This window comes from Nocardia sp. NBC_01009, from assembly GCF_045208035.1.
In the GTDB taxonomy this organism is placed as follows: Bacteria; Actinomycetota; Actinomycetes; order Mycobacteriales; family Mycobacteriaceae; genus Nocardia.
In genome coordinates this window covers 1,063,248-1,086,727 of sequence record NZ_CP108695.1, presented here as the reverse complement: position 1 = coordinate 1,086,727, position 23,480 = coordinate 1,063,248, and the positions used below count along the sequence as shown (strand labels likewise).

Below are 23,480 nucleotides of genomic sequence, written 5' to 3'. Positions count from 1 at the left end.
CCGACTCATGCCATGGGCAACCGCTCAGAACGTCCGTGACCGCTGGATCGGCCCCGGCCCGTTTCCTGCCGACATAACCGACGCGATGCTCGGCGTCCTCGTCGACGATGTCGAGGATTCGATACTTGCCGAGTTCCCCGATATGCAGCAGCGCATCGACGATTACGCGACCCCGCCGACCCCGCCGACCCCGCAGGCGATTCCGCAGGCGCGCGTGGTCAAGGTGGTATGCCGGGTCATCCTGCGCCACGTACGCAATCCAGAAGGGGTGCGGACCAAGTCTGAAGGGCTCGGCCCGTTCCCGATCGCAAATACCTACGGCGGCAACGATCCGGGCACGCTGTACCTGACCGCCGAGGACCGCGAAGAACTCGCCGGGCTGGGCAGTCTGGGAGGCGGACAAAAGGCGTTCACGGTCGACACAATCCCGGTGCGCCCGTGAGCGAGAACGTCACCCGTCACCGCGGCGGGGGGATCGACGGCGACGGCAACCCGCTGCCGTGGGTCGACGCCGCGCTCGCCGTGCGGGCCGTCGCCCCGGGCGCGACCGCCGAGTATGTCGACCGCGGGCGCGACGGCGACCGCGTCGAGTTCTCGATCTATCACATGCCCGAGCTGGACATCACCAACCGCGACGAGGTGACCGTGCGCGGGCGCCGCTGCCGAGTGCAGGTAGAACAGTGGCGGTCACCGTACACCGGCCGAACCGGCACCGTCGTTCTGTGCAGTAGCGGGGAGGGGTAGCCATGGCGCGCATCACTGTGACCCTGAACCACGGCGAGGTCGGTCGCCTGCTGCGCACGGCGTTCGGCGACGACGTGGCGGCGCTCGCGAACCGCGTTGCCACGCAGGCGGGCAAGGGCGCCCGGGTGTACCGGTACACCACCGACCGACAGGCGGCGGCCGTCAGCGTCCCCGCCTACCGGCAGGCCAAGCACGGCGCGCTCACCAAGGCCGCAGCGGCGGCCGGGCTCATCGTGCGCGGGAACCTATGAGCGGGAAGCCCTTCCGCGTCCCCGCCGATCCGGCGCGGGTTGCAAAGGACTACCTCGCGAGCGTGGTTCCCACGCTCGTCGGCCCGCCGGCGCCGACGTTCGGCATGGTCCTGCCGTCGGACTGGACGCCCGCCGCCGCGCCCGCCGTGGTGGTTTTCGATGACTCCGGCCCGATGGCGTGGCCGGTGAGCACCTCGCCGACTCTGCGGATCACCGTGTGGTCGGCCGGGCGGGACCGGTCGCGTCTCATTGCGGGGCGCTGCCTCGGCGTGCTGCTCGCGCACCGCATTCCGGGCATCGCCTCGATCGCCGATCCGACCAGCCTCGTCGAGGACACCGACCCCAATAACACGGGCGTCATGTGCTCGACCACGGTGCGGGCGCTCGCTCGCACTCTCGCGGTCTAACCGCCGCTGTCACCTGCCCCAATTCCCGGGTGGGGAAATCACGAATCCTCACGAAAGGGGATCCCGCATGTCTCTGGAACGCAATCCCGACGCCGTCCAAATCTTCGCTGACGCAGCGATTTTCGTCGGCAAGACGCTGTCGCCGACGATGCCCGCGACCATCGAGGACGAATTCGATGCGACGTGGGACAACCTCGGCATCCTCAACGGCGACGACGGCGTCAAGAACGCACGCGAGTGGGACACCACCGAGCACTTCGGGTGGGGTATCGGGCTCTACAAGAAGGGATACAAGAACTACAAGGAAAACAGGGTTTTCACCTGCTTGGAGTCGAACAACACGACCCGGCGCATCGCGCACCCCGGCTCGTCTGCGACCCAGATCCGCGTGCCACGCCCCGGGAATTTCATCCTCGGGTTCGAGTTCGTCAATGACCTCGGGCTGCCCGAGCGGTTGATCACGGCCCGGCCCTCGACGTGCTGGATTCCGAACCTCGACCGGAACGAGAGCGATCCGACCGGCCACGAGGTGACCGCGGATATCTTCGCGCGCGGTGATGGCCTGCTGTACACGCGGCAGTACACCCCGGTTCACGAGGTGCAGCTCGTCACGATTCAGGGCACCGCGACCGCGGGCAACTTCAAGCTGGGCTACCTCGGCACCCCGACCGGGAACATCGTCTACAACGCCGCGGCCACCGTCGTGCAGGCCGCGCTCGAGGCGATCCTCGGCACCGGCAACGTCGCCGTGACCGGCTCGGCGGGCGGCCCGTGGACGGTCACCCTTCAGGGCGAGTTCGCCGGACAGGCGAATTCGCTGCTGACCGCCGACACGACCGGCCTCACCGGCGCGACCGGCATCAAGGTCGAGGACGCGCCGTAAGACGCGGCCGGGGCGGAGTTCTGGCGTGGTTCGCCGCCCCGGTCGCACCCTCGAATCACGCCAGCAGGGAACCACGCATGTCCCACCCCCACCCTTCGACCGGCGGGCCGGGCGTCTCGCGCCCGCGCCTGCCGACCGAGGACGAGATCCGCGCCGCCGCCGCCGAGCTCGGCCTAGCCGACGAGCACGGCAACTACCGGCAGCGCGACCGCGCCCGGCTCGCGGCAGCCGTACAAGCCGCCCGGCAGGGAGAGGCCGCCGCAACCCCCGGCGGCAGCTCGACCGCGCGCCAACTCGGCGCATTCGCGGGCGAACTGGCCGCCGCCGGTGTCGACGCAACCAACACCGGCCCGCTACTCGCCGAGGTCGGCCGCTATCTGCTCGAGACGCAAGGGTTGCGCCTCGATTCGCAAGGAGAGGAAATCACGCCATCATGACCGCACCCCGTTCCCCGCGTAAGGCGCCCACCAAGCGCGCCACCCCGCACAAGCCCGCCGGTGTCCGCGAGCCACAGGACCACCTCAAGCCCGCCGCGCAGCGCGAGGCCGAGGCCGCCGAGACCGTCGATTTCGAGCACGGCGGGGTCGTCTACACCGCGCCCGCGAACCTCGACCGCACCAAGGGCGTGGCCCGGCTACTCGACGAACGTCGCGGCACCCTGGCACTCGAAAAGCTGCTCGGCCCCGAGGAGTTCAAGAAGTTCCTCGACACCGACCCGTTCGACTCCGAATACGGCTCGATGCTCGACGCTTGGGCGGAGGCCGCCGGATTCGAGGAGCAGGGAAACTCCTGACCCTGCTGCGGCTGCTGCGCGAAGTACCGGACAAGGTGGAGCGGGATCTATCCCGCTTCCACCACATCCGCTACAGCGACCGGTGGCGGGTCGACGCCGCCGGGGTGCCGCTGCTCACGCTGCGTGAGATCTGGGTGCGCATCGTTGATCTGCCCGGTGATTCGGCGATCGCGGCGCACTACAACGACGGCATGCCGCGGTGGGGCGTACTGGAATATCTGCTCGCCGACGTCTATCAGGCGCTGACCGGCCAACCGCACGCCGGACGCCCGAAATCCGCTGCCCAACGCGCCATTACGGCCGCGCGCCGTCGCGCGACGCGCAAGGTCCAGGACCGGTTCGTGCGCCGCAACCGCGCAATGGGCGCCAAATCCACGGAGTGAGGGGGTGATCTCTTGTCGACCGCGTACGCAACTCTCGAGGTGATCCCCACCGTCCGGAGTATCCGCGCCAGGATCGAACGTCAGATCTCCACTGATCTGGCCGCCGTCGGGCGCAAGGCGGGCCGCGATACCGGTTCGGCGATCACCTCCGGTATCCAGGCCGCGAACTTCGAGACGACGGGCCGCGCGGCCGGCACTCGACTCGGGCTCGGACTCAAGGCCACCGGGGCGAAAGCCGGGCGCGATACCGGTTCGGCGATCACCTCGGGTATCCGCAGCGCGAACTTCGAGGCCGCGGGCCGTGACGCCGCAGGCCGGTTCCGGGCCGGGTTCGTCGCGGGCGGACAGAAGGCAGGGCGCGATGCTGGCAAAGCAATCTCCGATGGCGTCCGCAGCGAGGACTACGAGTCGAGCGGCAGGTCCGCCGCCGAACGTATCCGGAACGGATTCACCAGCGGGATAGGCGGGATCGGCGTCGGTCTGACCGTCGCCACGCAGGGCGCGCGGCTGTTCGTTATCAACGCCAGCACGATCGCCACGACGATGAGCCTGGCGGCCCGGGTCGTCCGCAGTTTCAGCGCGGCCACGTTCATCGCCGCGGTCGGGTTGCGGCAGGTCGCCTCGACCGGTCTCGTGCGTCTGGCAGGCATGCTGCGCATCATCGCGGCCATCGCCAGCCGTGTGGCCGGAGAGATCGGCCAGATCACTGCGGCGTTTCTGCTGCTGCAAGCCGTGGTGCGGGTCGCGAGCATGATGACCAACTTCGCTCGGAAGCTGGCCATCGCCACCGTCGGCGCGGCTACCGCCATCGGCGTGATCTCTGGACTGGGCACCATGATCGGCGGCGCGCTCGTCTCAGTGCTGACTGCGGGCGCGCTCGCGCTCGGTGCGTTCGCGGGCGCGGCGGCCGGTCTCGGTGGCCCGGCGATCTTCGCGCTGAAGATCGGTTTCAAGGGGCTCACCGACGCGGCCGGCACTTTCACCGCACAGTTCAAGGACGCCGACGACGCGTTCAACACGATGGTCGGCAAGCGCATGGGGCCGATGCTCAAGGCATTCCGCACCATGCGCATGGAAATGGTCGACCGGTTCTCGAAAGAGCTTGAGCCCGCATTCCAGCGCGTAGGCGTCGGAATCGATATGGTGCGCGGCAAATTCGGGTGGATGTCTGTCTACCTGGGGCAGATCGGCCAAGGCATCGGGGACTCGCTCACCAGCCCGGCCACCATCGGCGCGATCCAGCGCATCGGCGACGCCTCGGGTGTTTTCTTCCAGCATCTCAACAAAGACGTTGTCGGGATCGGCGAATTGGGCAGCGGCCTGCTGCAATTCGCGGCGACGGCGGCCACCGCATTCCAGGACTCCAGCACGTCCGCGAACGACTTTTTCATCAACCTCGGCCACAAATTGGCGGGCATCACCCCCGAGCAGATCCGCGGGGCGCTGGGTCAATTCCGGCAGGTGTTCGAGAACGTCGGAAACGTAGCGATGCCGCTCATCTCGCTGTTCCGGCAGATGGGCCAGATCTCGGCCGCGTCGCTCGCGCCGGGATTCGCCGCCATCGGCCAAGGCGTCCGGGACGCAACACCCGGCCTGGTCAACATGGCCCAGATCATCATGCCCGCCCTCGGCGAGGTGATGCGGCGGCTCGCCCCGCTGATTCCGGCGCTGGTGCAGGCGTTCACTCCGTGGGCGAGCATTCTTGCGACGATCGCGCCGCCGCTGGCGACGGTGGTCTCGCACATGGCTCCGCTGGCCCCGTATCTGCTGATGGCCTCCACCGCGTTCCGGGTGATCGGTGCAGCGATGCTGGTGTGGAACGCGATCACCTTCGCCAGCTCGGTCGCGCAGGGCGTGTTCGCAGCCGCCATGGGTCGTAGCGCGCTCACACTGACCGGCAACACGATCGCGCTCGCCGCGCACCGCGTCGCGCTGATCGCGGGTGCCGTGGCGGCCCGCGCGTTCGGCGCGGCAATGACTTTCGCGACCGGGCCGATCGGCATCATCATCCTCGCCGTCACCGCCATCGGTGTCGCGCTGTGGGCGTTCTTCACCAAGACCGAGGTCGGCAAGAAATGGTGGACGGCGATCTGGGGCGGGATAAAGACCGCCGTCTCGGCAACCTGGGAATTCCTGAAAGTCGCCTGGCAATGGATTCTCACCGGTCTCCAGTGGATCGGCGACAAGGCGAACTGGCTGTGGACCAACGTGTTCCAGCCGGTATTCGGTTTCATCGGCTCGCTGATCTCAGCGTGGTGGACCAACATCGTGCAGCCCGCGTTCAACGGGGTGAAAACGGCGTTCGAGATCGTCGGCAATGTCATCTCGTGGTGGTGGAATTCGATTGTCACCCCGGCGTTTACAGCGGTCAGTGCCGTGATCTCGTATTTCTGGGACAACGTCGGGGCGCCGATCTTCCACAATTTCCAGACCGCGATCGGCATGATCGGTGACGCGATCTCGGCGTGGTGGACCGGGATCATGCAGCCCGCGTTCGACGCCGTCGGCTCGATCATTTCTGGCTGGTGGAACAACATCGTCACCCCGGCGTTCGAGGGCGTCAAAATCGGCGTCGGACTGCTCGGTGACGCGTTCACGTTCCTGAAAGACAACGTCGTATCACCGGTTTTCGACGGCATCGGATCGGCGATCTCATCGGTCTGGGGCAACGTCGTGTCACCGGTTTTCGACAAGGCCAAGACCGGGATCGGGATCGTCGGCGAGGCGTTCGGCAAGGCCGGTGACGTGGTCAAGGGCGCTTGGTCAGGCATCGCCGACGCCCTGCGCCCGGCCATCCACGCCCTCGGCGGCATCCTCGCCAAGGTCCCCAGCAAGATCGGGCCCTGGGAGATCCCCGGCGCGGGGATCGCTCAAGACCTCGGCAACGCGATGTTGAAGTTCCGCGACGGCGGTTTGGTGTCCGGCGCGGGCACCGGCACATCGGACTCGATTTTCGCGATGCTGTCCAACCGCGAATTCGTGGTGAACGCGCTCGCGACCGGCAAGAACCTGCCGTTCCTGGAGGCGATCAACGCCGGATGGACGCCGCCGGACTGGCTGCTCGACCTCATGGTCAACGGGCTGCCCGGATTCGCGGGCGGCGGCCTGGTCGACGTACAGAACTTCTTGCGCGGCGAGGCGGGCAAGAAATATCAGTACGGCGGCACCGGTAACCCGTCGTGGGACTGCTCGGGTATCGCGGGCGGCGCGTGGGCGGCGGCCACCGGAAAGCCCACGAACAAGCGATATTTCACGACCGACAGCGATTTCGCGGCCCTGGGCTGGCAGCCCGGCCCGGGTGGGCCGAACGACATCACCATCGGCACGGACGGCGGCAGCGGCACGAACGGGCACATGTCCGGGCGCACCGGTGATCTCAAGTTCGAATCGTCCGGCGCTGATGGCGTCGAGGTCGGTGCGGGCGCGCAGGATCCGTCCAACTTCCCGAAGCAGTGGCATTGGCCGCTCGGCGGCAATCCTCTCGGCGGCGGCCTCGACACCGGCGGCGCGAGCACCGGCGGATCCGGTGGTCTCGGGTCCGGCGGGGGTAGCAGAACCGGCGGACCCGGCACCAGCGGCGGCACGAGCTCGTCGGGTGCGGCCACCTCGCGGCCGTCCGGCACCGCGATCCCGGTGTGGGTCGACAACATGCCGTCGTCGTTGACGAGCAGCTCGTCGGCGAGCACCGCGGCGTCGGACACGACCAGCGTCAACGGCACCGCCGACATCACCGACGGCTCGTTCGACCGGGCCGCCGCCGTCAACACCGCGCTCGACAAGGCGCGCGGCGGATTTGCGAAGGCCGGCGAGACGGCGCTGCGCGGACAGCTGGGCGCGACTCCGTTCGGTGGCATGGCCGAGGGGCTGGAGAAGACCGTCAACAACCTGAACGTCGTGGTCGCCGACGTGTACGAGGCAATCAACGTATGGCGGCGCGAGCAGGCCCGCACGGCCATGGCCGCAGGATCGAGGTTCTGACCGTTGAGCGTCTATGCCACCGTCGAGCTGTATGGCTGCGATGGATCGTATTTCTGCCTCGCCGGCGAGAACGCCGGTGACCAGAACGTGGTGCTCGGCACGAAACCGCAGGGACTGTTCGACGCACCGGTGAAGGTGGGCATGAAGCGCGGCGCCTTCCAGGTCGGCGCTACCTCCGGCAGGCCTTCCCGTCCCCACCGTGAGCTACAGCTCGGCCTCGGCGCGTTCAGCGACGATCCGGAGGAATGGGCAGAGATCGACTCCAAGCTCCGGATGGCGTTCGACTATGAGGTCGACCCCTGGGATCCGGCGGCGGGCCCGTCGCGTCTGGTCGTCACGACGCCGCGCAGTGGTCGGCGCTGGCTCGATGTCCTGCTGCTCGAAAGCCCGATCATGGACATGGACACCGATCCGTGGGACTACGGGCATTCGCTGTTGCCGGTGACCCTGGTCGCTGGTCAGCCGATGTGGCGTGAAGACGACTGGCTCGGCGACGACGAGCACCCGGCGGGGTGGGAGATCGACGAGGGCGAGGAGTCCGGCGAGGGCACGATCTGGGTCTGCAACCCGTGCGATCGGCCCATGAAGCACGAGGTGCTCGTCACCGGTGACGGTATCGCCGGGATACCCGACGTGTCCTGGACCGGACCGAAGGGCGCCCGAGTGCCCGGTGTCGACTTCCGCACCAAGCGGGACGATTCCGAGCGCATGCTGTGGACGCCGTCGATCGGTCCGGAGAACGGTAGTCGCGCGCGGCTGAATGTCGACCGGCTGAAGCTGCCGATTGTCGACGCGCATGACACCAACCTCACCGCGTTGATGGATGGCAACCGCCTGCTGTACGTCATCCCGCCGTACACGCCGTGGACCGAGCTGCCCGTTGCCGCGTCCGAGGTCACCTCCGCCACGTTCGGCATCCTGTTCCGTCAGCCGCGCTACTGGTCGCGCCCGTGGGGCCTCGAGAGATTCTGACATGGCGGTGATGTCGGCCGATCTGCTGGCCGAGTGCGAGGCGATTTGGGAACTGACCGAGGAGCGTGATCGCCAGCTCGCCGCTGCCCGCCTCGACGAGCCCGAGGTGCGTCTGTGGGACGGCGACTGGAACATGCAGGGCTGGCTCGCGGGCGAGTACCTGGGTGATTTCGAGTGGGTCGACAACGACACCGGTGCCGGAGTTACCGAGATCCCGTGGGATTCCTGGGCGGCGCAATGGATTTGGGATGAATGGGGACGTCTCGATCGAGGCGAGAAACTCAACGTCCACATCTCCGTCGACATGCATTGGAACGGTGCACGTTGGACCGGGCGCGTCGACGAGGTCAGTCCGGAGAAGCGCGAGGACGGCACAGAGGTCCTGGTCGTCACATGGCTCAGCGACTACGAGACGGTCAAGTGGTACACCGTCTGGAGCAACAGTTATTTGCCTGCGGCCCTGCAATTTCCGCGCGTATTCATGCTCGCCGGGGGTGCGCGGTGGGTGCTGCTCACGGCCCTGTTCCTCCAGATTATCCGCGAGCAGCAGCATTGGTGGGCGCTCCCTGACGATCCGCTCTCTCCGGCGAGCTGGACCAGTGGCCTGGACATGTCGAACTGGTCGGTGGTCGTCAAACCGCACTCGTTCATGGATGACCTCGAGGACGGCATCCTCTGGTCGATCCTGATCTCGCGGTTCAAGAACTGGCACGACCTGGCGAAGCCGATCCTCGAGGACGCCGAGCTCTCGGTCGTGTGGCGCCGGTTCCTGCCCGGCGACGCGGCCCCGATCGCCGGTCAGACACTGCGCCCCGGCGCACTGGTGATCGACATCGAGAACCGCTCGGGCCTGTACCTGGGAACCGCAAACGGCGGAACACTCTGGGACGGACTGCTCTACACCGTCGCCGAGTTCGTCAGCGACTTCATCGATCCTGTCGATAACCCCGACGACGAGATCGACGTACCCGGCTACCGCATCCCCGGCCTGAAGTTCACCCACCCGCGCAGGCCGTATGTGATCTGGCTCGAAGGCGACGAGACCGGGATCCAGAGATCGAAGATCACGCGCAAGCAGGCGACCGCCGTACAGGTGGTTGTCGGTGGTCACAGCATGGCCGGAGTCAACGAGGCCATGAGCGTGATCGTGAACATGGCAGGCGACTTGATCGCCGCCATGATCGGCGTTCCGCCCATCGGCGGGGCTTTGGACTCGATCTTGGCGCCGATCTACAGCGACACGCTGCTCGCCTGGATGGCCGTCAAATCCGTTGCACGAGCGAGTAATTCGGGCTGGTCGAGATTCTTCGAATACTTCCAGGATGGCGCGGATCGCGCGTACACGCTGCAATCGCTACTCGTGTTGCGCGCCGGTTTCTACGCGACGAAACGAAAGTTCTCCGCAAGCGTGGATGTCCGCGACGGTTCGCCGTGGATCCTCGGCGAGCAGGGCAAGGGGCATTGCTGGACCGGCGACCGCGTCGGGTTCGGCCTGCTCGGCGACCGCACCGGCCGCATCCACGTGGACCGTATCAAGCGAATTCGTATGCGCTACAGCGATTCCGAAGAGCTGTCGTTCGTGCCGACGATCGGCGACGACAGCGCCTCGAAGGACCCGGCGCAGCGCTCGATGGAGAAGCTCGAGGGTGTCCTCGCGGGCATGCACGACCTCGGCGTCTACGCCTGACTTGTCAACCACGCCAATGAGATTGGAGGCTCCTATGTCGTCCACGCAGCTTGTCTACTGGCAGGCCCCATGCCCGCCGAAGCTCTGCCGCCGGTTCCCCGATATCCGGTCGGCCGTCATGCCGAAGCAACGCGCCGCAGCGCTCTACATGGTCGGCAGCCTCGCGCAGTTCGACGAGGTCGAGGACGACGAGATCGACGAGCTCGAACAGGTGCCGGTGCGGTACCGCGGTCGCGTGATGGCGGCGCCGATCGGCGCGCTGCGGCCGGTGCTGTGATGGTCGACCGACGCACCACCGAGAAGCGCAAGCGCCGCCGCAAATGCTCATGCGGAGCGGTCGGGTGCCCGTGCGAGTGGTGCCATTTCGAGTGCGGTCTCGACCATGCGCCGAAGCTGCCAGCTGGGCATTTCCCGACTGCATCACTGTGCAACCCGCACTGCCCTCAAGAGGCATGGCTGCCCGTGCTCGTCGGCTTGCCGGGCATGAAGGGCGCATCGATGCTGATGCCGATCGCCTACCTCAAACAATGGTCGGAACGGATGTATCTGTGGGGCGGCCAGCCGAACCCGGACGTGCGCCGCATCCACTACCACCCGCCACGTGCGGGCGAGCTGAACCCGGCCGGTGCGGCAGGCGATTGGAAGCCCGAGCCACCCGATCCTGTCCAGGATCACGGCCTCGACATCTCGAAACTCTCGCTCGCGATGCAAGCCGAGCTCGCCCGCCAGGTCGACGAGAAGCGCACCGCCGAGGACGCCGAGCGGCCCGAGCCGCCGCGCAAACCGCGGGCCCGCGTCGGAACTATGACGCGGTTCAACCCGAACCATCACACCGTCACCAAGGTTCTCGACCACCTACGCAACGCGAGTCCGGCTGAGGTCGATCGCGTTCTACGGCTCGAAGAGAACGGCAGCAAACGGGCCGGAATCCTCAAGCGCCGCAACCAATTCGGAAATTGATCGGAGAACGATATGACATGGAGCGGTGACCCGGTCTGGCTCGCCGATGTCCTGCGCGAGGAGGGAGTGCCCGTTGTCGAATTCCCCGACTGGCGCGACCGCGGACACGGCAATTTCGGGAACGTGTGGGGCGTGATCTGCCACCACACCGGCGGATCGAACACGCCACCATCCGAGATCGCCCACGGCCTGCCAACTCTCGAGGGTCCGCTGTCGCAAATCCATCTCGCCAAGGACGGCACGGCAACCGTCGTCGCGGTCGGCGTTGCCTGGCACGCCGGGCGCGGTTCATGGCCCGGCCTGCCCGAGGACAACGCGAACTATCACACGATCGGGATCGAGGCCGCCAACAACGGCACCGAGGGATGGTCGCCCGCGCAGTACGACGCCTACGTGCGTTGCTGCGCCGCGATTGTGCGGCGCCTCGGCTACGACGCCGATCGCGTGATCGGGCACAAGGAGTGGGCCGGACCTAAGCAAGGCAAGTGGGATCCCGGCGCCCTCGATATGAACCGATTCCGCGCAGACATCGCGGACCGTTTGAAAGGTACTGAACCCGTGGCACTTTCGGATATGGAACAGCGCGAGCTACTCGACAAGCTTCGCCGCGTGCACTTCGAGCTCACGTACGGATTTCAGTCGCGCGTCGCCGACTCGGAATACCGCGACACCCTCGCGGGCTACGTGCTCAATTCCGACGCCGCCGACTTCCGCACCGAGCAGCGGATGAGGGCCCTCGAGGTGAAGCTCGACCAGGTGCTCGACGCACTCGCACCGGCCGAGAAGAAGGCGGGGCAGTGATGCACGCACTCGTCGACGGCCTCGCGAAGGCGTGGCGCGAGGAGCCGATCCTCATGCGCGCGACCCCGGTCCTTACCGCGATCGCTGCCTACCTCATCAGGAAGTACGTTGCCGACGCGGAACTCTCGGATCTGCTGCTCGGCCTGGTGCTCATCGTGGGCGGGGGCGGCGGTGCACTGTGGGCGCGTTCGGTGGTGACGCCGCTCGCGAAGCTACCGCCGGCCCCGCCTCGGGGGCTGCCGTGATCGGCGCTCTCCGCGCGACGTTGCTACCGATCGAGATCGACCGCCTCGCAGCGACGATTCTCCAAGTCGGCGCACTGTTCGCGGCACTCGGATGCGGCGTCGACTACCTCGCGATGCCCGACGACGTGGAGGTGCGCAGCCTCGGTTTCGTCGAGGCCGCGCTCCCGTTCGCAGCGTGGGGCGCGGCATTCTTCGCCGCGTCCGTGGTCGGTCTGGCTGGTCTGGCGATGCGCCGGTTCCCGGTCGCCGCAGTCGCACACGGCACTCTGATGGGTCTATATCTGGCGTTCGGCATCGGGCAACTGCTCTACCTCATGTCGATCGGCGATACCTACGGGTGGCGTACCGGTGTCGGGTGGATCCTCGGCGGCGCGCTGATTCACGCAGTGCTGGCCGAGGCGGCGCTCGACGCGTCGAGGAGGTCGCGTGGGTGAGGTGACTGCGGTGGCGCAGGCGCTACCACCGTGGGTGCTGGTCGTGATCGCTGCGGCCGTTGGGGTGAAGTACCTGGGGCAGGCCCTCGCCGAGGGTAGTGAGCAGTGGGCGAGGATCCTCGGGCCGTTGGGGCGCCGCTGGCGCAGTCGCGCCGAGCGTCGTACCGAGAAAGAAGCGGCGGATCTGGTTGCGCTGCAACGCCAGGTCGAGAACCTCTCGGTGGAGGTGGAGCGGCTCACCGCGCGCGACAAGAAGCGCGGCGAGTTCGAGGAGAAGCTACGCGAGTACCTGGTCTATGACGCGAACTGGCATTTTCGCGCGCAGCTCGCGGCCGCCGGTGCGGGCACGACATTGCCCGACCATATGTCGTTCGCGCAGTGGGAGGCGTCGAGGCCGTGAGCTCACCCGATGGCGAGATCCCCGCAGGGACTATCCGGCCCACGGATGGCGACTTCGCGCAGTGGCAGAGCTGGACCGAAGCGACCGCCATCGGATCGATGTCGGGCGGATTCGCCGATCACTGGGAAGACGCCGAGGACGAATTCGACTATCGAGTGATCGAGCCGATCGACCACAGCCTCACTCTGGCCATCGCCGCGCAGGGTGCCGCTGACGAGGCAGTCAGCGCGGCCGAGGCCGCCGCGAACGAGGCCGCGAACGCCGCTGAAAAGGCCGACATAGCCTATGCGGCGTCGGTGGAATGGTCGCTGGAATTCGTGGTCGCCTCGGCTGAGGTGCTGCTCGGCGTGAACGAGCTGCTGCTCGGCCCGGTACTCAATGTCCGCGACGGTCGTACCGCCATTCTCACCGATATTCATATTGCGCTGGTTGAGCAGCTCGACGGCGTCACGATCGAGACGCGTATCTGGGATGTCACGAACACGACGTACAGGACTGCTCACACAGGGACTCTCGACCCGGTCGTGAACCGGAGAAGTTATTCCGCGCTGACCGTCGATGTCGACGACAAAGAACGGTTTTGGGTTTACGTCACCGACATCGATGGGGACACCCCACCGACCGTTCTTCAAGTCTGCGTGGCTGGTGTTTACCTGGATGAACCGTAGGAGGGGTGCCGTGAAATTCGAGCACATCGACAAAACTGGCGGATTCATGACCGATTTCGAAATCGGTCCGTCACGCGTGGCACTGTGGACGGCCGCATTCGCGGTCGAATCACTGGCTGAATTGCACTGGGACATGACGCCTGTGTCGCAAGCGATTCCGTTGATCGACGCGGCGATCGCGCGATTCAACGAAACCCCGGATGCTTTCCGTGCACTGGTCAGCGTCGATGATCCCGTCGGGCTGCGCGGTAATCGTGGTGCGTTGCTCCATATCCGCAAGTGGATCACCAAAAACGAGGGCACGATCTCCTTCGTCGAGGACGCTTGAGCTTCCTGCTGCGGCGCAACCTGCCGTGGGCGTGGGCGGGATGGCGCGACCTCGATGCTGCGCACGCCCGTCCGGACGAGCCGGCGATCCTGCCACCGTGGCGGCGCACGAACTCCAACCGCACGGTGTGGCTCGAGAACAACATTCTCAAGATCGCCGACTATTCGGAGACTTTGTTCCAGGTGGGTGGCGTGTCCTACGAGCAGATGCCGTTCACCTCGTCCTGGGGTTCGGAATTCGATCTGAATATCGACGGCAATGTCATTCAGGTTCAGTACTGGGCGGCAGCGATTTCGCCGTCGTGGGCGAGAGTCGGTTTCGCTGACCTGATCGGCATGCCGCTGATTGCCATCTACCGCGACGCGGTGTCGTTGGATTGCTCCATTCGGATCATGGTTTACCGAAACCTGTCGGAGATCGAGACGATCGTCAGTACCGGCACCATGTCCGGATTGATGAACCGCTCCTGGTACACACTGAAAATCCTGGTAGACCGTGATCGGCTGGTCCGCGTCTACATCAACGATGTATTGCGGCTACAGCATTGGCTACCAGCAGATCTCGCCGCCGCACCCGGTCGTCGCGGGTTGAACTTCCTCAACCAGACGAGCGCCTGGAGTGAGCAGAAGAAGTACCGACTGTTCGATCAGCCACCTGATTTTCAGATCGACATCGGCTGGCTCGTGCAGGTCGTCGCCGATGACTTCGGGCGACCGAATGGACCGCCCGGCAACGGGTGGACGCAGCTCGGCGCGGACGCCGCGATCGTGTCCGGATCGTGGGCGACCACCGGCGGTACCGATGGCAGTCGCGGACTGATCCGAAACACCGGAGTCACTCACGGCGCACAACGCGTCGAGGCCGTGATCGGCGGCAGTATCGCGCCGAACGGGTCCGCGCCCGCGAGCCTGGTGCTGCGCACCAACTCGACCGGCACATCGGGCCTGATAGCGAACTTCCTCTCGGGCAGCGTCTCTATCTCCCGATTCACCGGTGGCCTCACAGCACCGACGTTGTTCACCTACACCAGCACGCCCGTCACCGTGAGCAACGGCGCCGCTGTCGCGTTCTCCGTCAACGGCGAAGGCGCCTGGATCGAGATCAACGAACAGGTCGTCTTGCTGGCAGACCTGAACGGGTTGGTGCCCGGCACCAATTCCTATGCGGGACTGCGAGTCTCGCGGACGCCGTTCAACAACTCCGCGTCATGGAATGCCGTGCGCATCCTGACGCCGTTCTGAAGGAGGGCGCCATGTCGATTGGCTGGAAACCGATCATCGAGAACCTCAACCTCAACCGCGGTGATTTCTTCTACTCCCGCACATCACCCACGCCACTGCCGGCGGGCACGACCGCCGAGATCGTGTGGGCCAACGCCATCACCTGGCCCGCCACCGTCGACGGCAACACCGTGTCCTGGGGCGTCGAGTCCGAGCTCTGCGGCGCCGACATCATCCCGCACACCACCCGCTTCGACATGTTCATCCACTACCCGCTCGACGGTGGCGCGGCCACCGCCGACTTCCACTGGAAAACCGGGCACGCCATGCGTTCCCCGATCTCACCCTAGGAGCCCATGATGTCCCTCCGTGTTCTCGCCACCGCGAACTCTGCCGCCGACCACTGGGCTTCGCTGGGTGCCACCTACTCCCTGCACACCGGCAACCCCGGCTCGGCAGGCACCGCGAACGAAGCCACAGGCGGCGGATATTCGCGCCAAACCACGACCTGGGGCGCGGCGTCCGGCGGCGTCGTGACCGGCTCGCAGCTCACTTTCACGGTTGTTGCGGGCAGCTACACCCACATGTGCCGGTGGTCGGGCTCCACGCTGCGCGACATCATCGACACTGCCGATGCCACGGTCAGCCCAGCGGGCGAGGTCAAGGTGACACCGTCCTCCGACGCCGGTTACGTCGCCTGGACCTAACGGTGGACTTCCCCCGTCCGGACGCGCGAGTCGAGCCGTTCCCGGTCCCCGACCTCGCTTCGGCATGGATGCCCGGTCCCGACACCAGGATCGAGCCCTTCCCGCCGGCGCCGCGGTTCACCCCGGTCGTGGCCGCGGTTGTTTTCATCGATGTCATTCCGGCGGCGAGCTGGCAAGTGGTGCCGTGGCCTGTCGCGCATGTCGCCATCGAACTGGCTGCCGTGGCAGCGGTCGAAGTATCGACCGCCGTCCTCGCCGAGGTGGCCATCGAGGTGGCGCCAGCGGTAACCCCGGTCCTCGACGAAGTGCTCGCGGCCACGGCTATCGACATGTCGATAGCCGCCACGATCACACCGGTCGCAGTGATCGCCGCAGTGACAAGCATCGACGTAACCGCCGGTGTAAGCGGCCATCCGACGGCAGTACTAGCAGCCACCGTGTCCGCAACGGTCGAGCCGTCGACACTGGTGGCGGCGGCCACGGCAATCGCGGCACCGGTGGCCGTATCGGTTGTCCCCGCCGCGGGCCCAGTCCCGGTGGCCATAACCACGGCCAGCGTCGATATCGCCGTGACCCCGGCCGCAGCCGTCACCGTGGTGACGTTCGCCCCCAGCGGTATGACGAAGTCCGGCACCCAGTCGTGGGCGACGTCGTCGACATGGGTGGACATCACCTCATGGACCGCGAACACTGGCACCTACTCGGGGAGCTCGGTCGCCAGCGATCGCCTCGTCGTGCAGGGCAGCAAGACCAATGCCAGCGCTGCGGCATCGGTGCCGTACACAGGAAATTTCAGTGCTCGGCAGCACACGATCCGGTTGGTCGATCAGTCCGGCAACGTGATCGGGTCACCCGGTTCGACACTCACGAGCGCCTCTGGAACATGCACGGTCACCGCGACTGGCGTCAACCTCACCGGCATCACCAGCATTGGCGTGCAGATGAATTCGAATGGTTCCGGGGCGGGCACGATCACCGCCGGCGCGACAACCAACCTGACCATCACCTGAACATCAAGCAGATAGCCGGCAGTCACACCAACCGTCTCAGGGTCAACGGTGGCGCGGGCACATTCGCCCGCATCACCTGACCGGCACCGACCCGCACAGCGGGTCGGCCGCTTTGTCCTGCACGTTCAGGAAGGGCATGACCCGGCTGCTGCGTCGCGGACCCCCGCAATGGTCGCTGCGCGGTCAGCCTCACTGAGACCGGCCCATTCTGGTCTGGTGGGGAACCAGTCGATCGTTTGCTGAGCCATTCGCGCGGCGGCGGCGGGGTCGGTGGCTCGCATCTCGTCGAGCATCGGCAGGATATCCTGGCACGACTGCGCTCTCAGGTCCGACGCCGCGGCTGCTGTGGTGGTGGGTGGCGGGTCGGCCGGTCCGGTCCGGTCCGGCATTGCGGGCTGCACGGTGTAGGTGGTGGAGCTCGGTGTGGCGGAATCACCTGCGTCGCTGGCGCATCCCCCAGCGGCTATGGACATCACGGCGATCGCCAGCACGATGGTGGTTCTCATGGATTCCCCTCCTGTTGATGTTGCCAGTTCCATACGAACGCACCCCGACCCTGTTACGGGTCGGGGTGCGTTCGGCGTTTTGGCTGCCGCGGTTATTCGGCGCGCGTATCTTCGGTGAATACTCGCCCGTCCAGCCGCCTCGCTCGGTACGACGGATTGCTGTAGCTGGGCGTGGCGATCAGTGCCTCGAGCGCAGTGGTGAGCTCGGACGGATCCCACCCCAACCTCGCCATGGCCTGCGTGGGTACCGCGTCGGCGTCGGCGAGGATCGCCAGCTGCATATGGTCAACTCCGACCACCTCTTTGCCGAGTTCGCCGGCGATGTCTTCGGCGGCGGCCAACAGGCGTGCCAACCTCGGCGTTAGAGGAAGCTCGGTCATCGATCCAGCCCCTTACTCGTAGACAACCTCGGTCCACTCCCAGTATGGGCTATCGAACACCGGCGACACGTGCTGACAGATCCATCTAGCCAACGTCCCGTCCTTGTCGACGGTGGAGACGTGTTCCCCGTCGTGATACTCGTTGCATTTCATCAGCGGGTTGCCGTGCGGGTCCGCAGGCACGCGCGGCCAGGTGGCGGAGTCGCTACCTCGGCATGCGGAGTTGTCATTGCTGGGGTCGACATGGCCAAATGGGCACCACCCGACCGGGCTGATCGGTTGTGCCACAGCCGGGGCCGCACCGATTAGCGCCGCACCGATAGCGCAAGCGGCAAGGGCGGCTCTGATAGTGAACTTCATGTGTGCCTCCATCAGGGGGTTGAAACGGCCCAACCCCGGGTTGGTCCGCATTTCACGTCAGGGGTGATTGCCCGGGCCGGTACACGGACCGGCCCGGGCACCCCTACCCGCGCTCCACTGGCTGTTTGACGCGGGGAGATTTCGGGGTGAGGCGGATTGCTTCGCGGAGCAGTCGAGCGAGTTTGGTGTCATCCGGGCTGGGCGAATCCATCGGGAAGAAGCTTGCGGTGTACTCCGCGTCGAAGGTTTCGCGCGCTCGCCTCTGCGGCCAGCACTCATCAGGACACGAGTGATGCATGGCCATGACATGGACGGCGTCGTCATGGCTGAGCGGTCCGGGGTCGGTGAGGCATTCGCCCATTCCGCTGAGGTGGTCGTGGGTCATTTTGTGCTCCATGCGGATCGGCGCTCCTGGTCACGAATGCGTTCGTAGGCCCAACGGATTTCGTCCCACAGCCTGCGGGGCATGTTGTCGAAGCACGCGCCGAGTTCGGCTCCGCGCAATTCGCAGGGGTCGCCGTCGTCGTCGATGGATACCCAGTAGTCGACGCGGATGACGCCGTCTTCATCGGGGACCCATACGGCTTCGTCGCCGTTGTAGGAGGTGTGGTAGCGGCCGTGGCCGTCAAAGTGTGTGTGCGGGATGACGATCCCTGCGGCTGCGGCTGCGGCTGCGGTTTGCGTCATGCGCTCGCCTGCCTTTTGACGTCGTCGATGTAGGCGAGCGCCGCTTTCAATCGCGTGCACTCGAAGTCGGGATGCATTTTGCGATGGAGGGTCTCGATGCCATGCGCTCGTTCGACATTCGCGATCCATGATGGTTCGGTGGGCGACAACCGCCACGTCGGCGCGAAGCCGCAGGTGATGTCCTTCATGGCAGCACCCGCGAGACGTGGCGCAAGGCGGCATCGAACTGCGTGCAGCCGTGGCCGGAGTGAGCGGTCAGCGCGAAGCGGGCATGCTCGATGTTCTCGACGTGTGTGTCGTCGCAGGGTTGCTGCCGCCAGCGGTCGAGGACGTCGGGCGCGGCTACGGCGATCATCGGGCCGTCCGCTCGGGGTCCGCCTCGGCTGTTGCTCTGGGTGCTGGTTTCGCGGGGCGTCCGATAGCCCACACGACCCACCTCACGTAGAGCAGAGCGATGATGGCGACGGCGATGTTGACTGGTGCGGGCATGGTGGTACCCCTCGGCGCGGTATGTGTTCTGTTCGTTGTGGAGGCACTCGGCGCCGGGGATGATCAGCCCACCGGGATTCGCGTTGTGGGACACGAACTTAGGTGGGTGCCTTGTCGGGGGAGATCAAAGCGTTTCCCATCGACCCGGCGCCGGGTGCAGTCCCACCTTCGCGCGGAGCAGGGGTTCACAACGTGGCCCAATTCGGCCCACTTTGGCCCACATTTGGCCCATTTCGATTCGGGCCCTCCCGCCACGCGGTGCAATGGGCATACCGTTGGCGATGGGTGGAGGTGGCATGGACAGACCGCGTACCCGCTTGGAACAGCTCGCACTGAAACAAGGGCTCGGCACGGCTGACTTCCAACGGGAGTTCAGCAACAAGGCCAAGGCTCTCGGATTAGGCGTCGCAGTCTCACGAAGCGCGGCGAAGAGATGGTTCGAGGGCAACACCGGCCATCCACGAGAGGCTGCGACACAGGTTCTCGAGACCTGGTTCGGCGAGCCGATCGCCGTGCTGACCGGGCCACCCCTGCACCAGTCTCGAAACGTCACTGAACAGGAGCTCGCTGTGAACGCAGCGCATGAATCGGTGAGCCACGCCATCGAAGCGGCCTCAGCCTTGGACCCCTCCGCCCTGGAACATCTGCACGCAGCAGCAGGTAACGCCGCGCGGGCCTACTACATCACGCCGCCGCTGGAAATGCTGACCGACTTGGTCGCGCTGCGGGACACCATCTATGTCCAGCTCGACCGAACTCATAAACCGTTGCAACAAGCCGAGTTATACCTGCTCGCAGGCCAGGTCTGTGGGCTCCTGTCATCGGTCTCGTGGGACCTGGGACTGGTCGGCGCAGCCGAGGAACAGGCGCGAGCCGCCTACACCTACGGCAACGTGATTGACCATCCGTCGCTGCAAGCGTGGGCACGGGCGCTTCAGGTCACCGCCGCGTTCTGGTCCGGGTACCCGCGGCGAGCGACGAAGATTGCCGCGGCGGCGCTCGAAAGCGCGCCTGCCGGGACAGCGAGGGTGCGCCTGCACAGCGTGAACGCGCGGGCTCTCGCGCTGATCGGCGCTCGCGGCGAAGTCCGCGACGAACTGGAATCTGCCACAACTGAACTCGACCGAGCAGGCGGCGACCCGTTCCTCGACGAAATCGCGGGCGAGCTGGCGTTCGACCGTGCGCGGCGAGGTCTTTGCGCTGGTGCTGCCTACGTCGCACTGGGTGACGGTGATCAAGCAGAACGGGAGGCCGAAGCGGCGATCGAACAATTCGCGCTCATCCCGGAAAAGCAACGGTGGGGGGCTGGTGCTATCAGTGCGCAAGTCGACCTCGGTGCTGCGCGAACGCTTCTCGGCGATCTGGCAGGCGCGCAGGATGCGCTGGGGCCGGTATTCATGCTGCCTCCAACGCGCCGGACAGAAGCCATTGCGCAACGGCTGCACTCACTCGCGCGAGTACTCGGGACCACCAGATATCGGGGTGCCGTCGAGGCAATCCAACTCGGCAGCGCGATAGAGGATTTCACCGCTGTTTCGTTGGCTCGAACCTCGGCGATGCGAGCACTTCCCCCGCCGTCGTAGTCCGCTTATTCGGCTCCGCAGTGGTCGAGTTGCGCAGCATCCCAAAGTCCGAGGATCGCGTGCTCATGCTCGGGTGTGATCCCCAGCTCGGTGGCGCGTTCGTGTTCGATGGCTGCGCCTCCGCTGTTGAGCCACGCCCAGGTGTCCGAAACGGTTTCGCGTATCGGACGGCTGGAGAATCCGGCGGCCCGCGCACGATGGGAATCGACTGCCCATGCGCCTTTGTAGGTGCGCCACAGCGGTAGTTCGGTCCACTGCCGAATGCCTTGCTCGGCAAGCCATTGCTCGTCGGTGACCCACTCGAGGACCGCGGTACTGCCAGTCGCGGCACGGCAGGCTTTCAGTAGATCGCCCATCGTTTCTCGCCCGGGGGCAGTGACGTTCATGATTCCGGTCAGATCCGGTTCGAGCGCAAACTTGGCGACATCGCGCACGTCCACAGGCTGGATCGGACGTTCGGGGCGGCCAGGAGCGAGTACGCGCCCGCCCTGCTGCAAACGGCGCAGCCACCATTCGAGGCGTCCAACGTATTCCATCGGACCGAGGATGACACCGGGCCGGAGGACCGCGGTGCGGTCGGCGCCGAAGGTTTCGATGACCGCTCGCTCGCAGCCTGCCTTACCGAATCCGTACTGGCTCGGGCCAGGGTTGCCGTCGTATCCATAGTCGGGGCCTGCATCCGACGGGCATTCCAGCACGGCGGAGGTTTCGGCCAATGGCTCGACCGGCCAGCCTTCGTACACCGAGACCGTCGATATCAGCAGGTAGCGATCTGTGACTGGTTCCAGGGTGTGCGCCAGTGTCAGTGTCTCGCGCGGCACGAAACTGGACGTGTCGATGACCAGGTCCCAGCGGCCGGCCTCGGTCAGTTGGGCCACGTCATCTGGGTTGGTGCGGTCCCCGCGAATGGTAGTCACGCCTTCGACGTCGGTGCCGGTGTGGCCCCGCCGGAATGTGGTCACCTCGAAACCGTGTTCTACCGCCTGTTCGGCGATGGTGCGACCAAGGAACCAGGACCCGCCCAAGATGAGAACTCGCGTCACCCTGCCATTGTTACCACCGATCACGCGGCGCGCGGGCGTTCCCCCAAGCGGGCGAGCAACACGGCAAGCAACGCCGCCTGTGCGGGCATTGCATTCACATCGACATGTTCGTTGCGTGCGTGTGGATGGCCACCGACCGCGCCGAGCCCGTCCAGAGTGGGGACTCCGGCCGCCGCGGTGAGGTTGCCGTCCGATCCGCCGCCAGACCGCACCGCGAGGAGGGGCGGCAACCCGAGCTCGCGTGCTGCTGCTGCGGCTTCGGCGAACAACGATTCGGCTATCGCCTCCTCAAACGGCGGCCGGTCGATACCCCCGGTCACTGTCACGACAGCACCGGGCAGATGCGGAGCGAGCACCCGCATCGCACGGTCAACTTCCGCCAGTGCCGCGGTGGTCCACGATCGTGCGTCTACGTCGCACCGCGCGTATTCGGGAACCGTGTTCACCGTGGTCCCCGCCGCCAAAAGCGTTGGCGTCACGGATGTATCGGTACTGGACAGACCGGCGATCGAGAGGATCTGGTGCGCGAGCTCGATCCCGGCGTTGACGCCGAGCTCAGGTTCGAGCCCGGCATGTGCAGCCTTGCCGGTGACTTCGACGCGATAGTTCGCGATCCCTTTCCTGCCGGTCTTCACGGCACCGCCATCGGCGCTCGGCTCGCAGACGAGGACAGCACCAGCCTTACGCGCCTGGTCCTCGATGAGGTCCCGCGAGGTCGCCGAGCCGACCTCCTCGTCGCTGGTTAGCAGCACGCTCACATGCGACGCGTCGGGCAGCAGCTCGATCGCAGTGATCGCTTGGACAATCCCCGCCTTCATATCGAATGTGCCGGGTCCGCTCGCTATCCCATCGCTGACGGAGAACGGCCAATCGGCCGTGGTTCCGACTGGCCATACCGTGTCGAAATGGCCCAGCAGCAGCACTTTCGGATCCTCGGCCTCTGACAGCAGGTGCACATTGTTGCCCACTCGTACCTGCCGGACCGGGCGGCCAAGGGCGGTCGATAGCCGTGGCCGGAGCAGCGCAGCACAGGCTTCAAGATGGGGAGGCGAATCGGACGGCGACTCGCAGTCCACCAGCTCTCGAAGCCTGTCCAGCATCAGCGGAAGTTGGCTTAGGGCTTGCGTGAGCACGCTGTGATTACCGGACACGGTTCGGATCCTGCCACGCTGATGGTGGTTCGCCGACGGCGATCAGTATCGGTCGTCGATCTCAGGCGGCGGTGGGTCGGCGGCCCGCGCCGGGTCTGCCAGGTATTCCAGGTCGCGCAATCGACGGACCACGATCCAGCCGACCTCGCCTGGCATATATCGCAGCCCCGGCATCTGGAGGAGGTCGAGCACCTGCTCGACCTCCTCGAGTGTTGGTGGTGAGATGATCTCGGCGCAGACGGCATGGTGGACGTCTGCCGCGATGACATCACTGTCGGGCTCGATCGCGTCGACGACCACGGTGATCATCCGCTCGTATTGGGCGTCCATGATGGTCCTCCTGTCCCGCACACGCAGGCAGCATCCAGAGGCGGGGTGTAAACCACATTCCCGCATCGGCATTGGTGTGT

The 23,480-nt window shown here is 66.1% G+C and carries 33 protein-coding genes; 24 read left to right on the top strand and 9 right to left on the bottom strand.

Annotation, left to right across the window (positions count from 1 at the left end; all coding sequences use genetic code 11):
* Positions 1-7 precede the first annotated feature (7 nt).
* The 23 genes from OHA42_RS04965 to OHA42_RS04855 all read left to right on the top strand — a co-directional run bounded on the left by OHA42_RS04965 (position 8) and on the right by OHA42_RS04855 (position 16,871).
* Entirely contained in the window at positions 8-442 is a 435-nt protein-coding gene (locus tag OHA42_RS04965; protein ID WP_406234937.1) for a hypothetical protein, read from the top strand.
* Positions 439-744, top strand: a complete 306-nt coding sequence (locus OHA42_RS04960) for a hypothetical protein (RefSeq protein ID WP_406234935.1) — start codon at positions 439-441, stop codon at positions 742-744. Before OHA42_RS04965 ends, OHA42_RS04960 begins: the two co-directional genes overlap by 4 nt.
* 2 nt (positions 745-746) lie before the next feature.
* Positions 747-995 carry a hypothetical protein gene (locus OHA42_RS04955; protein WP_406234933.1) on the top strand — a complete coding sequence of 83 codons (249 nt, stop codon included), beginning with the start codon at positions 747-749 and terminating at the stop codon, positions 993-995.
* Entirely contained in the window at positions 992-1,402 is a 411-nt protein-coding gene (locus tag OHA42_RS04950) for a hypothetical protein (protein WP_406234931.1), read from the top strand. Before OHA42_RS04955 ends, OHA42_RS04950 begins: the two co-directional genes overlap by 4 nt.
* 67 nt (positions 1,403-1,469) lie before the next feature.
* Positions 1,470-2,285 (top strand): hypothetical protein, encoded by an 816-nt coding sequence (locus OHA42_RS04945; protein ID WP_406234929.1) that lies wholly within the window; start codon positions 1,470-1,472, stop codon positions 2,283-2,285.
* 77 nt (positions 2,286-2,362) lie between these two features.
* Positions 2,363-2,722 carry a hypothetical protein gene (locus tag OHA42_RS04940; RefSeq protein ID WP_406234927.1) on the top strand — a complete coding sequence of 120 codons (360 nt, stop codon included), beginning with the start codon at positions 2,363-2,365 and terminating at the stop codon, positions 2,720-2,722.
* On the top strand, positions 2,719-3,078 hold the full coding sequence (locus OHA42_RS04935; protein WP_406234926.1) for a hypothetical protein: 360 nt from the start codon (positions 2,719-2,721) through the stop codon (positions 3,076-3,078). The genes OHA42_RS04940 and OHA42_RS04935 overlap by 4 nt, the downstream gene beginning before the upstream one ends.
* The gene (locus tag OHA42_RS04930) at positions 3,036-3,461 is read left to right on the top strand and encodes a hypothetical protein (protein WP_406234924.1); all 426 of its coding nucleotides are present in this window, start codon (positions 3,036-3,038) and stop codon (positions 3,459-3,461) included. The genes OHA42_RS04935 and OHA42_RS04930 overlap by 43 nt, the downstream gene beginning before the upstream one ends.
* Before the next feature lie 12 nt (positions 3,462-3,473).
* Entirely contained in the window at positions 3,474-7,439 is a 3,966-nt protein-coding gene (locus OHA42_RS04925; protein WP_406234922.1) for a hypothetical protein, read from the top strand.
* A gap of 3 nt (positions 7,440-7,442) precedes the next feature.
* Positions 7,443-8,411, top strand: a complete 969-nt coding sequence (locus tag OHA42_RS04920; RefSeq protein ID WP_406234920.1) for a hypothetical protein — start codon at positions 7,443-7,445, stop codon at positions 8,409-8,411.
* Between the two features lies 1 nt (position 8,412).
* Complete coding sequence (locus OHA42_RS04915; protein ID WP_406234918.1) at positions 8,413-10,098, top strand: phage tail protein; 1,686 nt, start codon at positions 8,413-8,415, stop codon at positions 10,096-10,098.
* 34 nt (positions 10,099-10,132) lie between these two features.
* A complete protein-coding gene (locus OHA42_RS04910) occupies positions 10,133-10,375 on the top strand; it encodes a hypothetical protein (RefSeq protein WP_406234916.1) in 243 nt (80 codons plus the stop codon).
* Entirely contained in the window at positions 10,375-11,058 is a 684-nt protein-coding gene (locus OHA42_RS04905; RefSeq protein ID WP_406234914.1) for a DUF2744 domain-containing protein, read from the top strand. The genes OHA42_RS04910 and OHA42_RS04905 overlap by 1 nt, the downstream gene beginning before the upstream one ends.
* Positions 11,059-11,070: 12 nt before the next feature.
* Positions 11,071-11,859 carry an N-acetylmuramoyl-L-alanine amidase gene (locus OHA42_RS04900; RefSeq protein ID WP_406234913.1) on the top strand — a complete coding sequence of 263 codons (789 nt, stop codon included), beginning with the start codon at positions 11,071-11,073 and terminating at the stop codon, positions 11,857-11,859.
* Positions 11,856-12,104, top strand: a complete 249-nt coding sequence (locus OHA42_RS04895; protein ID WP_406234911.1) for a hypothetical protein — start codon at positions 11,856-11,858, stop codon at positions 12,102-12,104. The genes OHA42_RS04900 and OHA42_RS04895 overlap by 4 nt, the downstream gene beginning before the upstream one ends.
* Positions 12,101-12,538 carry a hypothetical protein gene (locus OHA42_RS04890; RefSeq protein WP_406234909.1) on the top strand — a complete coding sequence of 146 codons (438 nt, stop codon included), beginning with the start codon at positions 12,101-12,103 and terminating at the stop codon, positions 12,536-12,538. Before OHA42_RS04895 ends, OHA42_RS04890 begins: the two co-directional genes overlap by 4 nt.
* Positions 12,531-12,938: a hypothetical protein gene (locus tag OHA42_RS04885; protein WP_406234907.1), complete on the top strand. Its 408-nt coding sequence runs from the start codon at positions 12,531-12,533 to the stop codon at positions 12,936-12,938. Before OHA42_RS04890 ends, OHA42_RS04885 begins: the two co-directional genes overlap by 8 nt.
* 98 nt (positions 12,939-13,036) lie before the next feature.
* Entirely contained in the window at positions 13,037-13,606 is a 570-nt protein-coding gene (locus OHA42_RS04880) for a hypothetical protein (RefSeq protein WP_406234905.1), read from the top strand.
* 10 nt (positions 13,607-13,616) lie between these two features.
* A complete protein-coding gene (locus OHA42_RS04875) occupies positions 13,617-13,934 on the top strand; it encodes a hypothetical protein (RefSeq protein ID WP_406234903.1) in 318 nt (105 codons plus the stop codon).
* The gene (locus OHA42_RS04870; protein ID WP_406234901.1) at positions 13,931-15,175 is read left to right on the top strand and encodes a hypothetical protein; all 1,245 of its coding nucleotides are present in this window, start codon (positions 13,931-13,933) and stop codon (positions 15,173-15,175) included. The genes OHA42_RS04875 and OHA42_RS04870 overlap by 4 nt, the downstream gene beginning before the upstream one ends.
* 11 nt (positions 15,176-15,186) lie before the next feature.
* The gene (locus tag OHA42_RS04865) at positions 15,187-15,504 is read left to right on the top strand and encodes a hypothetical protein (RefSeq protein ID WP_406234900.1); all 318 of its coding nucleotides are present in this window, start codon (positions 15,187-15,189) and stop codon (positions 15,502-15,504) included.
* A 6-nt stretch (positions 15,505-15,510) separates the two neighbouring features.
* On the top strand, positions 15,511-15,861 hold the full coding sequence (locus tag OHA42_RS04860; protein WP_406234898.1) for a hypothetical protein: 351 nt from the start codon (positions 15,511-15,513) through the stop codon (positions 15,859-15,861).
* Between the two features lie 2 nt (positions 15,862-15,863).
* Positions 15,864-16,871 carry a hypothetical protein gene (locus OHA42_RS04855; RefSeq protein ID WP_406234896.1) on the top strand — a complete coding sequence of 336 codons (1,008 nt, stop codon included), beginning with the start codon at positions 15,864-15,866 and terminating at the stop codon, positions 16,869-16,871.
* 125 nt (positions 16,872-16,996) lie between these two features.
* On the opposite strand, the gene OHA42_RS04850 is transcribed toward OHA42_RS04855, so the two are convergent.
* The 6 genes from OHA42_RS04850 to OHA42_RS04825 form a co-directional block, all read right to left on the bottom strand.
* Positions 16,997-17,377, bottom strand: a complete 381-nt coding sequence (locus tag OHA42_RS04850; RefSeq protein ID WP_406234894.1) for a hypothetical protein — start codon at positions 17,375-17,377, stop codon at positions 16,997-16,999.
* A 92-nt stretch (positions 17,378-17,469) separates the two neighbouring features.
* The gene (locus OHA42_RS04845; protein WP_406234892.1) at positions 17,470-17,757 is read right to left on the bottom strand and encodes a Clp protease N-terminal domain-containing protein; all 288 of its coding nucleotides are present in this window, start codon (positions 17,755-17,757) and stop codon (positions 17,470-17,472) included.
* Between the two features lie 463 nt (positions 17,758-18,220).
* On the bottom strand, positions 18,221-18,502 hold the full coding sequence (locus OHA42_RS04840; protein ID WP_406234890.1) for a hypothetical protein: 282 nt from the start codon (positions 18,500-18,502) through the stop codon (positions 18,221-18,223).
* A complete protein-coding gene (locus OHA42_RS04835) occupies positions 18,499-18,804 on the bottom strand; it encodes a hypothetical protein (protein WP_406234888.1) in 306 nt (101 codons plus the stop codon). Before OHA42_RS04835 ends, OHA42_RS04840 begins: the two co-directional genes overlap by 4 nt.
* Entirely contained in the window at positions 18,801-18,992 is a 192-nt protein-coding gene (locus OHA42_RS04830; RefSeq protein ID WP_406234886.1) for a hypothetical protein, read from the bottom strand. The genes OHA42_RS04835 and OHA42_RS04830 overlap by 4 nt, the downstream gene beginning before the upstream one ends.
* Positions 18,989-19,231: a hypothetical protein gene (locus OHA42_RS04825; protein ID WP_406234884.1), complete on the bottom strand. Its 243-nt coding sequence runs from the start codon at positions 19,229-19,231 to the stop codon at positions 18,989-18,991. Before OHA42_RS04825 ends, OHA42_RS04830 begins: the two co-directional genes overlap by 4 nt.
* A 358-nt stretch (positions 19,232-19,589) precedes the next feature.
* On the opposite strand from OHA42_RS04825, the gene OHA42_RS04820 reads away from it, so the two are divergent.
* Positions 19,590-20,876: a hypothetical protein gene (locus OHA42_RS04820; RefSeq protein WP_406234882.1), complete on the top strand. Its 1,287-nt coding sequence runs from the start codon at positions 19,590-19,592 to the stop codon at positions 20,874-20,876.
* Positions 20,877-20,881: 5 nt separating this feature from the next.
* Here OHA42_RS04820 and OHA42_RS04815 read toward each other — a convergent pair whose 3' ends face one another.
* From OHA42_RS04815 to OHA42_RS04805, 3 genes are all read right to left on the bottom strand, one after another.
* Positions 20,882-21,919, bottom strand: a complete 1,038-nt coding sequence (locus OHA42_RS04815) for an NAD-dependent epimerase/dehydratase family protein (protein ID WP_406234880.1) — start codon at positions 21,917-21,919, stop codon at positions 20,882-20,884.
* A gap of 20 nt (positions 21,920-21,939) precedes the next feature.
* Complete coding sequence (locus tag OHA42_RS04810; protein WP_406234878.1) at positions 21,940-22,887, bottom strand: M20/M25/M40 family metallo-hydrolase; 948 nt, start codon at positions 22,885-22,887, stop codon at positions 21,940-21,942.
* 225 nt (positions 22,888-23,112) lie between these two features.
* Positions 23,113-23,400, bottom strand: coding sequence for a hypothetical protein (locus tag OHA42_RS04805; protein ID WP_406234876.1), 288 nt, complete (start codon positions 23,398-23,400; stop codon positions 23,113-23,115).
* Positions 23,401-23,480: the final 80 nt, after the last annotated feature.